General features: G+C 58.1%; 11 protein-coding genes. 5 read left to right on the plus strand and 6 right to left on the minus strand.

All coding sequences use genetic code 11. From position 1 onward, the window contains the following. The first annotated feature begins 661 nt into the window (after positions 1 to 661). Together P0D84_RS47185 and P0D84_RS47190 are read left to right on the plus strand one after the other, a co-directional pair. On the plus strand, positions 662 to 1,429 hold the full coding sequence (locus P0D84_RS47185; protein ID WP_408350984.1) for an N-acyl homoserine lactonase family protein: 768 nt from the start codon (positions 662 to 664) through the stop codon (positions 1,427 to 1,429). 89 nt (positions 1,430 to 1,518) lie between these two features. Beyond that, positions 1,519 to 1,686 (plus strand): hypothetical protein, encoded by a 168-nt coding sequence (locus P0D84_RS47190; protein WP_408350987.1) that lies wholly within the window; start codon positions 1,519 to 1,521, stop codon positions 1,684 to 1,686. Between the two features lie 60 nt (positions 1,687 to 1,746). Here the strand turns inward: P0D84_RS47190 and P0D84_RS47195 are convergent, their stop codons facing one another. Both P0D84_RS47195 and P0D84_RS47200 read right to left on the minus strand, forming a co-directional pair. Continuing rightward, entirely contained in the window at positions 1,747 to 2,055 is a 309-nt protein-coding gene (locus tag P0D84_RS47195) for a putative quinol monooxygenase (protein WP_408350990.1), read from the minus strand. 127 nt (positions 2,056 to 2,182) lie between these two features. Beyond that, on the minus strand, positions 2,183 to 3,679 hold the full coding sequence (locus tag P0D84_RS47200) for a replication initiation protein (protein ID WP_408350993.1): 1,497 nt from the start codon (positions 3,677 to 3,679) through the stop codon (positions 2,183 to 2,185). A gap of 1,239 nt (positions 3,680 to 4,918) precedes the next feature. On the opposite strand from P0D84_RS47200, the gene P0D84_RS47205 reads away from it, so the two are divergent. After that, positions 4,919 to 6,136 carry an AAA family ATPase gene (locus tag P0D84_RS47205; RefSeq protein ID WP_408351943.1) on the plus strand — a complete coding sequence of 406 codons (1,218 nt, stop codon included), beginning with the start codon at positions 4,919 to 4,921 and terminating at the stop codon, positions 6,134 to 6,136. Then, complete coding sequence (locus tag P0D84_RS47210) at positions 6,118 to 7,107, plus strand: ParB/RepB/Spo0J family partition protein (protein ID WP_408350996.1); 990 nt, start codon at positions 6,118 to 6,120, stop codon at positions 7,105 to 7,107. The genes P0D84_RS47205 and P0D84_RS47210 overlap by 19 nt, the downstream gene beginning before the upstream one ends. Before the next feature lie 2,308 nt (positions 7,108 to 9,415). Here the strand turns inward: P0D84_RS47210 and P0D84_RS47215 are convergent. Next, positions 9,416 to 9,661 carry a hypothetical protein gene (locus P0D84_RS47215; RefSeq protein ID WP_408350999.1) on the minus strand — a complete coding sequence of 82 codons (246 nt, stop codon included), beginning with the start codon at positions 9,659 to 9,661 and terminating at the stop codon, positions 9,416 to 9,418. Positions 9,662 to 10,983: 1,322 nt separating this feature from the next. On the opposite strand from P0D84_RS47215, the gene P0D84_RS47220 reads away from it, so the two are divergent. Then, positions 10,984 to 11,262: an HU family DNA-binding protein gene (locus P0D84_RS47220; protein ID WP_408351002.1), complete on the plus strand. Its 279-nt coding sequence runs from the start codon at positions 10,984 to 10,986 to the stop codon at positions 11,260 to 11,262. A 62-nt stretch (positions 11,263 to 11,324) separates the two neighbouring features. On the opposite strand, the gene P0D84_RS47225 is transcribed toward P0D84_RS47220, so the two are convergent. The 3 genes from P0D84_RS47225 to P0D84_RS47235 all read right to left on the minus strand — a co-directional run bounded on the left by P0D84_RS47225 (position 11,325) and on the right by P0D84_RS47235 (position 14,329). Beyond that, positions 11,325 to 11,504 (minus strand): hypothetical protein, encoded by a 180-nt coding sequence (locus tag P0D84_RS47225; RefSeq protein ID WP_408351005.1) that lies wholly within the window; start codon positions 11,502 to 11,504, stop codon positions 11,325 to 11,327. 219 nt (positions 11,505 to 11,723) lie between these two features. Beyond that, positions 11,724 to 13,892 carry a malate synthase G gene (locus P0D84_RS47230; protein ID WP_408351008.1) on the minus strand — a complete coding sequence of 723 codons (2,169 nt, stop codon included), beginning with the start codon at positions 13,890 to 13,892 and terminating at the stop codon, positions 11,724 to 11,726. 32 nt (positions 13,893 to 13,924) lie between these two features. Next, positions 13,925 to 14,329, minus strand: a complete 405-nt coding sequence (locus P0D84_RS47235; RefSeq protein WP_408351011.1) for a heme-binding protein — start codon at positions 14,327 to 14,329, stop codon at positions 13,925 to 13,927. Between the last annotated feature and the right edge of the window lie 40 nt (positions 14,330 to 14,369).

The following is a 14,369-nucleotide window of genomic DNA, read 5'->3' on the forward strand; positions in this document are numbered from 1 at the left end:
CTATAACGCGGCACCTTTAGAAATGGCCATCGCCGGGCGCGGCGCTTCGCCTGGTCGGTCCGTTCAGGGTTTCCGTCGAACTCCGCAAGTTAACCGAAGCAGCTGGAAGAGCGTCTCTCGCCTACCCTCCACCCGCCGCCTTCGCCGCGATCTGCACGCCATACCGTCCGGCGTCATTCCCCGGCACATAGCCGAGTTGCCGCATGTATCGTCCCAGCGGTTACGCGCATTGCCCCGCACGTCATGCGCGATCACGAATTAGTGACTACTCAAGCACGTAATTTAAGTAATCGCTTTCTATCGCGTATAAGATTTCGGACAGCGCCTGATCAAAACCATGAGAATTTCTCGGTAGTTTAGGGAAAAACCCGGAGAAACTCAAGAGAAAGCGCTTACTCATTTGCCCTATACTGGGACTTCGCGACGGTAATACCCGCGACCGTCCTGGATCATTTGAGCGCCTGCGAATACGCCCGGCGGGTCACGTGCACCAGGTACGACGGCTACATCGCCATGCTCTTGAATGCGCACGAAGGGAACGTGATCGTTCATCTGATCGCGAAACCGGACCCAGACGCGACCAGGATTCGACCAGGCGCCGGCCCGTCAAGCAGGCACCCGGCGTCAGCACCATAAACACAGTTGAAGCGAGACTTCAGTCATGGACTTCACCATCGTACCGATCCGTTGCGGCGACATCGTCAATCATGAGCGCTCGTGCTTTTTGTACCGCAAGAACTGCGGTTCCGCGCGCCTGCATGCGCCGTGTATCGCGTGGTTGCTGCGCAGCGCTCGCCATACGATCGTCGTCGACGCCGGACCGGGTTCCCGCTCACGCGCACCGCAGTGCTACACCGAGACGGATGCCGGAATCGACGACCTGCTGCAGTACGGCCTGGCGCGCGAAGGCGTCGATCCGGCTTCCGTCGAACTGGTCATCCTCACTCATCTGCATAACGACCATGTCGGCGGCGCGCGCTTGTTCACGAACGCGCGCTTTCACGTCCAGGAAGCGGAGTTGAAAGAGGCGGTCTGGCCGGTGCCGTTCCAGCGGCCGATCTACGAAACCAATCAACGCGGCCACACACCACCGTGGGTGGACATTCTCGACCGGATGGACGTGGCGTTCGGTGACGCCGACGTAGTGCCCGGCATCCGCGTGTTACGCTTACCGGGACATACGGCAGGCTCACAGGGTGTGCTGGTCGATACGCAGGCAGGACCGTATCTCATCGCGGGCGACCTGATTCCGCTCTACGAGAACTGGCCGGAGGACGGCAGCGAGCCGATCCCGAACGGCAACCACACGGACCTGCGCGCTTACGACGAAAGCTTCCGCCGCATCGCGGCGCTTGGAGCAAAGGTGCTGCCGGCTCATGAGCCACGGGTCTTTGAGCGCAAGGTGTATCCCCCACCGCCGAACCTCTGAGCGGTCGGTATTGCCAGGGAGACAGGCGATGAAGCAAAGAGGGTTCCGACTGCCGCCGGTGATGGTGACCACCTTTTATCATCAGCTTCATGGATCGCACCGACGTCGGCTTCGCGCTACCGGGCATGGGTAGCGAGCTGGCGTTGACGTCGGCGGTTTTGAATCCCGTTGCGCAGGTGTGTGACCGCGAGCACGGGAATCCGGCGCGCCGCGGCCAATATGGCGCGAAAGCATTCACCGCGTCATTGATCGTTTAGGCAGTTAACTGCCTGGACGTTGCCTGCTCATCCAACGCCAGGCTGCACGAGCCGACGCCTTTAGCAAGCCTGAAGCACGTTGATGACGCGGCTTACGACCAGTGGACGAGTATTGCGTCCATATTCGGCCATATGCGCAGAGGCCGCATGCGCCTTCAATGCTTCCGCGCTTTCCCAGCGTTCGATTACTGCAAAGGTGTCTTTGCCGAGCGGTGTCTGCATCGCCCCAAACTCCGGTACGTCGACTACCGCCTCGTAGCTGATGCATCCCTCTTCCGCCAACACCGCCGGGCGGTTCTTGTTGAAGAGTGCCAGCACGGTTTCGCGTTGACCGGGCTGGACAGTGATCGTTGCAATGACATGAAGCATCCGGATTTTTTCCTTTCCTGTGTCGGCGCCAATCGCCGCACGAAATCATAGCTGCATTTGGACACGTTTGCTGACAGGGCTTTGCCGCGCGGTTCCGCCTGCGTGTTGCTGCTAGCCTTGCAGAACGTTATGGATTCCGCGCACGCGCGCGCGCGGCTTTTCTAATTTCGCCGGCGACGTACGAACTGAACGTATTGGCAACGTCCGGCAGATTCAGAATGTTGGCCTCAGTGACATTAGCCGGTTTGAGCATTTGACGCTCAATAGCGCGGAGTCCCATTGTGCTCGACGCGACAAACTTGCGGACGAGGTCCTCCCGTATCTTCTTGTCTGCTGTGTCGAAGAATTCGCGCGCCAGGCGAATCTCTTCCTGTCGACGTTTGTCGGCTGCCGCATTAGCCGCCGCCAGGCTCGCCTCGACTGCCTTTTGCCTGTCAGACCTGGCTCCCTGTTCGCCCGTCGTCGCCTCGGCAAGCTGAGCCTGAATCAACTCAACCTGCCTGTCGGCTTCGGATACTCGGTAGTTGTCCGAAAGAGCCCTCATCAAGTAGGCGGAGGCTCTTTTTACCTTGGTCCCCTGCCTGATTGTCCACCGGGTGTAGTCGATGGCTTGTTGAATGCGCTCGTCTGTCCAGACGACCCTGTTCTCAGCGATTTTTTCAAACTGCTTTTCAGACAGTCCGAATTCATCCTGAAGCATTTTGAAAAGTACGACCGAGTTCAGCATGGCGGCTTTGGATGCCAATGCCCCTTCTTTGCGTTTGAGCCGGAAGCGTATCTGGTCTTTCTTTCGCGAGCCGGGAGTTCCGGCACGGGTCTCGTACGACAACTCGATGTCGGACAGTTCATTGATCTGGTTGACGGCTGGCTCGAGATAATCGCGCTTGAAGTATTTGAACTCAGCGTTGTTTGCCCATGACTTACCGGGCAAGTTTCGAACGAGGTCGAGTGACAACCAGTCTGTTAGCCCGCTGGGCACGGATGGCAAGACATGGTCGTAAATGCCTCGAGCATAGATGAGCGTAAATCTCGAGGTGACTAACAGGCTAGTCCAGTACGAGTTCTCAGGGTCCTTGATGAGGCGTTGCAGCTCGATAGGCACCCGGAAGCGAATCCGGCCATTTCTGACGCTGACCCGGCCTATCAGCTCAAGCCAGTCCCCGTCTTCATTCTGGACGACCAGGTCTTCATCCGCACCGTCATCACCGGCACTCCCCTCCTCGCCGGGTTCGAGAGGCTCCGCCAGCATCCGTCCTTTCGAATCAACGGACACCACCGGTGCACTCATCACTTCGAGCATGGAAGATTTGACGCTGCGGATGACGCTGGAAAAATGCTTCTTGTTCCTGCTGTCATAGCGCATCAGCCATTTAAAAAAGCTGAGCGTCACGTCATAGGTTTCCTGGATTTCCGGCTCCTGCGCGACGATGAAGTAAGCGGCATCCACAAAGCGTCTGGCGGACAGGCCTAAACCGATAATACGTGCGAATACCCGGTTCTTTTGATAACCGATATCTTTGTCTGGACTCGCCTCATTGATGGACCTTTGCGCCGGCGCCATCTCCACGAATAGGTCCAATGCAAATTGAAGAGGGGTTACTCGTCGGTCGACGCTACTGGACATGCCGGTTCCCTGGAAATTTCAGCAGACTCTAGGCATACAGAGGTGAGATGTCAATAAAAAAGTCTCACCTTTGCACTGGGACGAATCGCATGCACAGGATCTCTCACCTTCGGCACACCATCTCTCACCAGCTGGAGAAACCGCGGAACCCCTAGCCCATGATGGCAGGGGGTTTCACCCGGTTATCCACAAGTGTTACGGGAATATCTCTCACCTTCAGCAAAACGCGCATTTGTCTCTCACCTGGACACACTATAAATCTCCCCTTCTCCGCTCAGACATCTCACCCGAACTGCACATTTCCTCTCACCTTTGGCACATTGAGTCTCACCTTTGAGGTATCAAGTGTTTGATAGCAAAGGAATCGTGGTTCGCCTGTAGGTTTGTTAGTTCGTTTTTTTTTATAAAACAACCAACAAACCGCTGAGTAACGTGGACGCCTGCACTACGGGCCTGGCCGCGGTAAACCGCTGAGTCGAGCGCGAAAACTCGATCTCCGGCAAGACTGTTCCGCGCGCTCAACTCAGTAACACAAGGGGTCACCGCCGCATTTTGAGGACGTGCCGGGAGAACGGTGGGTGCTTTTCGAATCGGGGTGATGTGAAGCAGTGCCGGGCCATATGCATCGGTGCACAGCCTCAGCGATGTTTTTTTCTCCCTTCGAAGGTGAGAGATTGTGTGCAGCAGCTTCTGCTGGTCGATACACGCAAGGTCCTGGGTGCAAACTATCCGTCACCTCCGGCGGTATCGGGACTATCGCCCAATGCTCAGCTTTCAGCGGCTGAGGTAGATGAATCCTAAGGTGAGGGATTTTGTGCACGCTGATGCCCGCTCGATACTGGCATCAGCGCCTATGCACACTATCTCTCACCTTTGCCTTCTTCCTTTGGTTAAGCGAAATAAAAATGTAATGTAGTCGCCGATGTCTGTGCGCTCGTTGCGCTATCAAGCGTCTTCAGCGCTACCTCTCCGACCGTTTGTTGGCTACATGTCCCGCTTCAGCGACAAAAACTCTCACCTTTTATCCATCACCGCTTCCCCCGGCGGGGGTCACGCGCTTCAAAGGTGAGAGATTTTGTGCCGTGAATTTAGTTCATCTGGGTGGCACTGGCATCCAGTGAAGGCATAAAAAACAGCGGCTTACGGGCGATATTTGAGAAACTGGACGACAATATAAAGCTGTTTTTACGTTTTTCCTGTATTCTCCGTTTAGCTTCAATTTCCATGGAAAACTCCGAAATGGCCAATGTCAGCCAACCGATGCCGATAGACCGAACCGTGACGCTTGAGGAAATCTCGGATTTCGCAGACGTCGTCACCGATTATGCAACTGAATTGCGGGATCAGATTCTCGCGCCGCGCCCGCGCAAGGAAGCGCCCGTGTTTACGACTGGAGAAGTCGCAGAGCTGTGCGGCTTGACACGGCAGCAGGTGCAGTACCTGGCAACAAAGGGAGATGGTGTGCTGCCGGAAGGGCAGTCCACCGGGACAGGACGAAGCCGCAGTCGGCTATTTACATTAGTTGAAGCCCGAAACTGGGTCCAACAGGTGTCGGACATCTACCAGACGCCGCTAGTGGCTGGGCCGAGCGACTTTGAAGGCAAAGTGCTTATCACATCGCAGCTGAAGGGGGGCTCCGCTAAAACCACAACGTCAATGTGCCTTGCCCAAGGCTTGAGCCTGCGCGGGCGCAAGGTTCTCGTTGTGGACCTTGATCCCCAAGCATCGCTTTCTGAACTATGTGGACTGTACGCCGAAAAAGAGGTGTCTCCGGACGATACGGTGCTTCCTTTTGTCTATGACCAGAATGTAGAAGGTGGTCTGCTCTCCAGAGTGCAGCCGACGTACTGGGATGGGTTGGATATCATTCCTGCGCATACCGAACTGGTCGGGGCCGAGTATCACCTTCCGGCCATGCAGATGAAGCTTGCGGGATTCAAGTTCTGGCAGGTGCTCCGGGATGGACTGGCGCCGTTGCGCAAGCACTATGACTACATCATTCTGGATACTTCGCCCTCGCTATCCTATCTCAACCTGAACGCACTGATGGCAGCGGACGCGATGGTCATGCCGATGGTCCCGGAGAATCTTGACTTCTTCAGTTCGCTTTCGTTCTGGCGACTTTTCTCGGACGTGGCCAAGTCGTTCATCAAATACGAAGCTAACAAAAAGTACGATTTCGTTTCCGTGTTGCTGACCCGCGTGAACTACAACAGTACCTCCGCGGCGCCTGTTGTGCGCACGTGGGCACAAGGTGCGTATCGTCACTGGCTTGACCCGTTCGAGGTTCCTGCCAGCTCCGTAATGAGTTCAGGCGCGCTCGCATTCACGACGGTTTTTGACATCAGCAGCTCTCATAGCCAGGCGAAATCCTTAGCACGCGTCAAACAACCGCTAATCGACTATTGCCGCTGGGTCGATGACATGTTTGTCAAACAATGGAGGCCAGCACAGTGAGCACCAACAATATCCGCGACCAGCTGTTGGCCAAGACCGCAAATCTGCGGTCAACAGCGGAAAGAACGCCCGATGCGAGCCGTCGCGCCAATCGGACTGAGACAGCACCGGGGATGGCCGGCGCATTGGCGGCAGCACAGCTGAGGGTGCAGGAGCTTGAGTCGACAGGGACGACGTCGCAGTTGCCGTTGACTGACATTGTTCCTAATCCTTGGCAGCCCCGGCGAGTTTTCAATGAGGCGAAGTTGTCCGAGCTGGCAGAGTCGATTCGCGAGGTGGGGCTCATGCAGCCCATTGTGGTTCGCCGGGTTGAATCGGGGTACCAGATTGTGGCCGGTGAGCGGCGCTGGCGAGCGCACAAGATACTCGGGGCAGAGCAGATCAAGACGGTCGTTATCGAGTGCTCCGACCAGGACATGATTGTGCTGGCGCTGGTCGAGAATATGGACCGGGACGACCTGACCGATTACGAAGTGGCGATCTCCCTTCGTCGATCTGAGAGCGAGTTTCCCAGCCGCAAAAGACTGGCAGAAGCCGTGGGCCTCTCACGTACCGGGCTGTACCAATTTCTTGCGTTCGAAAATCTGCCGGACTTTATGAAAAAGGACCTCGACTTGCAGCCGGCCCTACTCGGTTGCAACGCTGCAGAGGAAATTGTCTCGGCGCTTAAGAAGCACGGGAGCGAAGCTGAGTTGGCCGCACGCGAACTCTGGCCAGATGTGGTCAAAGGAGACCTGGCTCAAGGCAAGCTCGCGCCGGCGATTATCGCGATGGTGACTCGTCGTGCGTCGGGGACCACGGCTCGCGAGAGGCTCATTGAGAAATTCTTCGCCGGGAAAGACCAGGCGGGCAGCATTACCAAGGACGTCAATAGTTTTACGCTCAAGATCAAGGCGGCGGCTTTGACTGAGGCCCAGGAGGCGCGAATCCGGCAGCTTATTAGTGAGCTGTACAAAGGCGAGCCGCGTTGAACAAGCGTCTCTTGCGACGAAGGAACCCGCTTCGAGCGGGTTTTTTTGTGTCAGCGCGGTGGCTGCGTCAGTATTACTGACACTCCGAGCGTGGGGCCAGGAAAGGCAGCTAGGCGGAGACGTTGACTGGCTCGATGCGGTCGTCCGGGCGCGAGTCAGCGTGGCGCCTCAGCATCGTCAATTTGATCACGAGAAATATTGGTACCTAGATGCTCTTCTCGCCCGTCCTGAAAACCCACGACAAGGATCGTCGCAGGGCGAGGAGTCGTTCATACGCTTCCCTTCTGGACGACTTCGAATATTCAACAAAGCAGCGCTGAAGATGTGGCTTTGGTACGTCGGCCGTCTTTTGATTTGCCACATGACCCTAGGCGTTTCCGACGCAGTTCACTAGTAATGATTCGCGATCGAGAAAGGTCTGATCGAGAGCGTCCCCGTTGCGGCATTCATTTGCGGTGCTCCTGCGTCCATTCGAGGACGAAGTCTAGCCCGCTGCTTCCGAAAGAAGACCAAATTTGACGTCGTCTCCGACGAGGGGTCTAACGTAGGCTCCAACTACGCCATGGTGTGCTTTTCGACGAATGCGTTGGGGTTGCGCGCCAGCCGCCCGTCCGCGCTGCGCAGAGACCCGGTATTTCCTCGTGCAATCCGATCTGCGGGACCGGCCCGGTATGGGTCCCATGACTGTATGGACGGAAGGTTTATACCTAGGAATTTACGCAACCGGACAATGAATCACGAGTGTGCTGGTAGTTGGCGACAGTGCCTTTGCCAGACTCACTGTTGGAGTGTCGGTATTACTGACACTTGTTCAGAGCTGACTTCCTTCGGCTGGCCGAAAGGGCGTCAGTATTACTGACACAGGTCGTGTCCGGTCTTTGACCAATCGGAGCGCACATGGAGAGCGACAGTGCGCTAAATGCGAGAGGGCGATGGGCCTGCTGTTGGATGGCGCAGCTGAGGGCAAGGGGAAGTGCCTCCGGAGAGACACGCCGTCTGCATTGCCTCCGAGATGCGCATGGTAGTGTTTCCCGTCTTCCTCGCGCCTGCGGACGCGCTCGACCGACAAGCGGATCGTTGTCGTCGTCGGACAGCGGGGCCTGGTGCACGCTACAGTGCGTCCACGCGTAAGTGTTCGGCCACTAGCGGGGTTGACGAACGTATGTACAATGCGTGCGATTCCGCATCGCTTCGAGCAGCACATGCCCCTCCCGTCCCTCGGGCAGAGTTCCGTCTTCCGCGATGCGCAGCAGCGTAGGCGTCACGACTTGGTCCGGCCCGTCAGGGCTAAATCGCTGCTAGTCACCGCAGGAATGTCGTTCTGAAGAAGTCGATGCCTCGCGTGGACCGCCTTCGTCGTCGGAATCACTACCGGAGAGTGGCGGGACTACAGGGCCTTTTGATCTTCAAAAATCATGGTCGGGATTGACCTAGGGCGAGTAGCGCTTCAACGACCAGATGCGAAGAGAGCCCGTGCGTCACTTTCAGCACTTCAGATCCGGGGCCTTCCAGCGACATCTACTTGTCCGTCCCGCGCCGGCCGGGGCCCAGCGGGATTCGGATAATGCGGACAGGATCTTCCCGCTGCATCCTGCTGAAGCCCATCATCAGCTTGCGCACGCGAACCGGCATTGCGCGCCCGCTGCATCGGTGGCTTTGACTCGCATCGGCATGCCACGCCGCGAGCGGGCGGACTTCGCGCAGGCAAGTCGAGAATGCCGTCGACGCGAGTGAACGCCTCCCGGTGCTTTGCGGCAAGGTCTTGGCGATGGCAAAGGCCAGTTCTTTCGTCTCCCCCACCGGCGTCCGTAATGCCCAGCCACGGCTTGCAACCGGAGGTAGTGCACGTCATCCGTCCACGCGAAAAGTCCCGCGGTAAGAATTCCGCGTAGCACTTGAGACGGCCCCCGAATGCCCGCGGCAAAACGGCCACCAGCACGCAAATTCGGATCCCTTAGCGCCGACCAAAGCTGGAGCCGGCTACGTGAGAAATTCTCGTGCCGCTTGTACTTGCCATCGAAGGCCCGAGAACGCTGTCCACCGCGTCCAGACGCACCGCACGAGGAAACATTCGAGCCCCTTTTGGGCCACGTGGCGGTCTTCGGGCGGCCGCGAAACAGTCTCGGTACGCGAGCATCGCTTCTAAGTTGTTGTCCGCAGAGATCAGAGGCGAGGTAAAGGGCCAGTGCGCGATCGACGCCACGGCGACCGTCGCGTGACTCCGCAATGCGCTGAAATGCACCATGAGCGGCTTTGCGTCGGGATTTAACTCCACGAAGTCCGAGCGTCGTTCCTCGATGGACAATGACTATCCGACCCAGCGTTGCTGCATTGGCGACGAGCCGCGCAGTTCGATGTCGACCAGCATCTTCACTTGTTTCTGAGGCATCGGCTGATAGACGCTTTCCTGAAACGATGCCGAGACTGCATCTTCCACCGTTGGGATTGGGGTAGTCCCGTTCGTGATCTTCACTAAGAAACGGTCGTCGTCAGCCAGCGATTGAGTTCTCGCGCGTCCGCCAGGTTCTCGGACAGGTAAGCGTTCCTCAGACATATCTGTTCAGGTCGATGGACGCGTATCTCGTCGAACAACGCTTCTAGCCGCGTCGCCGTCTCAATGCGGGTCGGGAGGGAGCGTCTCTGGCCAGGGCCATGCTGTAATTATGTGAGCTGGGGAACCGTATTCCAGCCGGAAACGAAGGGTGGTCACATTCGTCGACGAGGGAGGCCACGCAGGTGACGACATTGTTACGCATGGTTCATGCACGGCTCAAGTCAATATCGCGCCCTCTGTCACCTGATAATAATCGGGGTGCCACACCGCAAAGAAAGAGGCGATGAGCGTATCTCCTGAAGGGGAGGGCTACGCCAGGAGGAGGACAGGTACATGCCCGCATCAACCTGCCCGGGCGATAGTGGCGGGTTATTCATCTATGCACCCGATGCACCCGATTACCTGCGGCAACCACGTCTGCCGGAAATCTTCCGGGCAGACGCTACAGGTCGCAGACTAAACTGATGTTTGTAGAGGAAGCCACGTTGGTTGCGTAGATTTCTTGGACTCGGAATATGAACTCATCCGTCACGTCGGATCACACCTTGCGGCTCAAATAAAGTCGGGCACACTGTCCTATCGGTTGCCGCTGGGAACACCGTCTCAATGTCACCGTACTTGATAGGTTGGCCAGTCACTCGCGAACGATCATGCCGCCGACCTGATTGCGCTTGCTGTCGTAGCGCCATATTCACGGCCGCTAGTTATACGGTCGGTGTTTCACGTCTTCTGCCTTCGTGCGGAACGGCTGATCGGCGTCCGGATATAGCGTTCGATGTCGCAACGATCAGAAAAGTCTATTTAATAGTTGTTTGCTATCGATGAACGTATTCAATAGTGTATTCAGCGTGAGTCACGTGCTCTCGTATAGAAAGTGCCGACATACGCGCGCCTCGCGGAAGCGCACGCCCATTCATCAGGCGCAACTGCCGTGCAGGAGGGCATTCAAGAAGCCGGTTTCAGACATCGATTAGCCCGAATCCTCGTGAAACAATTAAGCGATCAATGCGGGAACACCAAAACGTCGCGCAAACAAGGCCTTGGAGCATTTCCAAGCCTCCATCTCCCATAATGTTTCACGACGAGGCGCATTCCACGGCTACAAAAACGGCAAGGGGAGAGTAGACATCGCCGAATAGTAGCGTCGCAAACTGCTATGTATCAAACGCTACGTATTTTGTAGTTCTCGTCTCGCGCGACAATAACAATGTTACGGACCGCTACCACCCAGCGGCGAAGAAGATGGTGCGTCGTTCGCGATTGCGTGACGGTGAGGCGATCGGGTAGGGTGAGAACTTCACAACAACAACAACGGATCGGCAATGAACAAACAGGAATTGGTGGATGCGGTCGCTGCGGCGACTGGCGCGAGCAAGGCGGCAACAGGCGAGGCGATCGATGCGTTCACCAGCGCAATCACGAGCGCCGTCACGAAGGGTGACACGGTTCAACTCATCGGCTTCGGATCGTTTTCGACGGGAGCCCGTGCCGCACGCGTCGGCCGCAATCCGGCGACCGGCGCTGAGATCCAGATCCCCGCAGCGAAGACCGTGAAGTTCACGGCGGGCAAGGCATTCAAAGATGCGGTGAACGGATCCTGACAGCGACAGACAGCCGCCGGTCGGAGACATACCGGTGGCCGACCATTGCAGACACGTTGCCGCTAGAGGTCGGCGTGCCCCGCGGACTGGACTGTGCGGCAGACGTCCCGGATTCGGGCCTTCAAGAACGCCCATAGCCCGATCGAGCAGAATCGCCGCAGCATCAGCTCCCCGGCAAATGTGATGCGAGGCTTGCGGGTATCGAGCTGAAGCTTCGCATTCACAAAGGCCAGTTCAACCACGCGAAGTTCCGCCTTGGAAATACGGTAGTGTCCGCACTCCGCAATCCCCGCGTCCACATGCCTGGGTATCCTCTCTAAAATGGACGTGCTGTGAAGGCGGCTATTTGCACCACAGCCGCCCCTTGCCAAGCGCATGGCTGCGCGCGGGCCGATGGCGGCTGCCCGCGCTGCCCGCGATGCATGCCGCCATCGGCCCACCGTTTCGACTGCGACCTACGCCTACGACTTCGCGCCAAGTCGGAACTTGTGCAGCAGTGGCTCCGTATACCCGCTAGGCTGTGACCGTCCTTCAAAAACCAGCGCCTTCGCCGCCTTGAACGCAAGCGATGTATCCAGGTGACCGCTCATTGGCTGGTACTGCGGATCGTTGGCGTTCTGCGCATCCACCACCTTCGCCATGCGCTTGAACGTTTCGTTCACCAGCGCCTCCGATACCACCCCGTGATGCAGCCAGTTCGCAATGTGCTGGCTCGAAATGCGCAGCGTCGCACGGTCTTCCATCAGACCGATATCGTGAATATCCGGCACCTTCGAGCATCCGACGCCCTGATCGATCCAGCGCACCACGTACCCCAGAATCCCTTGCGCGTTGTTCTCGATTTCCTTGCGGATTTCCTCATCCGACCACTGCGCCTTTTCGACCACAGGAATCGTCAGCAAGCCATCGAGCAGTTCATCGCGTACGCTGTCATAGGCGGTCTTTTCCAACTCTTGCTGCACGGCCTGAACGTCAACTTGATGGTAGTGCAGCGCGTGCAGCGTCGCGGCAGTCGGCGACGGCACCCAGGCCGTGTTCGCGCCCGCTTTCGGATGCGCGATTTTCTGTTCGAGCATCGCGTGCATCAGGTCGGGCATCGCCCACATGCCCTTGCCGATCTGCGCGCGTCCGCGCAATCCCGAGCTTAAGCCGGCCAGCACGTTATTGCGCTCGTAAGCCGCGATCCACGCGGACGATTTCATATCACCCTTGCGCATCATCGGACCGGCTTCCATTGCGCTGTGCATCTCGTCGCCGGTGCGATCCAGGAAGCCCGTATTGATGAACGCCACGCGCGCCGACGCCGCCGCAATGCACGCCTGCAGGTTGACGCTCGTGCGGCGCTCCTCGTCCATGATGCCCATCTTGATGGTATGGCGCGGCAGCCCCAGCAGATCTTCGACGCGGTCGAACAGTTCATTGGAAAACGCGACTTCGGCCGGGCCGTGCATCTTCGGCTTGACGATGTAAATCGATCCGGTCCGCGAATTGAGCTTGTTTTGCAGGTCGTGCATCGCGCCCAGCGATGTCATCACGGCATCCAGAATGCCTTCGGGAATCTCACGACCGTCGCGATCGACAATCGCCGGATTCGTCATCAAATGCCCGACGTTGCGGATGAACAGCAAAGAGCGGCCATGCAGCGTCACGGTCGAGCCATCGGGCGCGGTGTATTTGCGATCGGCGTTCAGGCGACGTGTGAAGGTCTTGCCGTTCTTCGTGACTTGCTCGCTCAGATCGCCTTTCGCGAGGCCAGTCCAGTTGCGGTAAAGCTGAACCTTTTCGGCGGCATCAACGGCAGCGACCGAGTCTTCGCAATCGATAATCGTCGAGACGGCCGCTTCCATCAGCACGTCTTTCACGCGCGCTGCGTCGGTCTTGCCGATGGAGTCCGTTGCGTCGATCTGGATCTCGAAGTGCAGGCCGTGATGTTTGAGCAGGACGGCGGAAGGAGAGCCTGCATCGCCCTGATAGCCGATGAACTGCGCGGGGACCTTCAATGCCGACGAACCGTTGTTGAGCGTGACGGCGAGCTTGCCGCATTCCACGCGATACGCGATGGCGTCGACGTGGGAGCCGTTGGCGAGCGGTGCGGCTTCATCGAGGAATGCGCGGGCGCGCCCGATCACGCGTGCACCGCGGACCGGGTTGAAGTAAGCGGTGCGCTCCGCGCCGTCGCTTTCGGGGATCGCATCGGTGCCGTAGAGCGCGTCGTACAGGCTGCCCCAGCGCGCATTCGCGGCGTTGAGCGCGTAACGCTGGTTCGAGAGCGGCACGACGAGTTGCGGACCGGCTTGTCCGGCGATTTCGGTGTCGACGTTCTGGGTGGTCGCCTTAACGGCCGCGCTCACCGGCACGATATAGCCGATGCCTTCGAGAAATGAGCGGTATGCCTTCAGATCGCGCACCGGCCCCGGATTTGCGCGGTGCCACCGGTCCAGTTCCGTCTGCAGACGATCGCGTTCGGCGAGCAGCGCGCGGTTCTTCGGGGCAAGGTCGTGGACGAGGGCATCGAAGCCTTTCCAGAAGGCTTCGCTGTCGATGCCAGTCCCACTCAACGCCTCGTCGTCGACAAATTTGCTGAGAACAGCCGCGACACGCAGCCCGTTTCGCTCGATCATTTCACCCATCATGTGCTCCAACAGTTTCAAATATCAATTAATCAGCCGTTGAGGCTGTTTGCTGCGGTTCGGGCCACTTGCGAATCCTGATCAGGCTTGACACCGGATACGCCGACTGCGCCCACAACGTTTCCGTCGACCACGACCGGGACGCCGCCCTCCAGCGTGCCGGCCAGCGGCGCGCTCAGGAACGCGGTCCGGCCGCCGTTGATCATGTCTTCGTATTGCTTCGATTCACGTCGGCCGAGCGCCGAGGTACGCGCCTTTTCGGTTGCGATGTAAGCGCCTATCGGCGCACAGCCGTCGAGGCGGAGCAGGGCCAGCAGATGACCCCCGTCATCCACAACCGCGATGGTGACTGCCCACTGGTTTTTCTCTGCTTCCGCGCGCCCGGCTTCGAGGATTCGCGTAGCTTCTACAACGGTCAATACGGATTTGCTTTGCATGTCGGGGTGATCAAGTCGGTGTTTCGAAGGGAAGTGTCGC

Source organism: Paraburkholderia sp. RL17-337-BIB-A (assembly GCF_046025895.1).
In the GTDB taxonomy this organism is placed as follows: domain Bacteria; phylum Pseudomonadota; class Gammaproteobacteria; order Burkholderiales; family Burkholderiaceae; genus Paraburkholderia; species Paraburkholderia fungorum_C.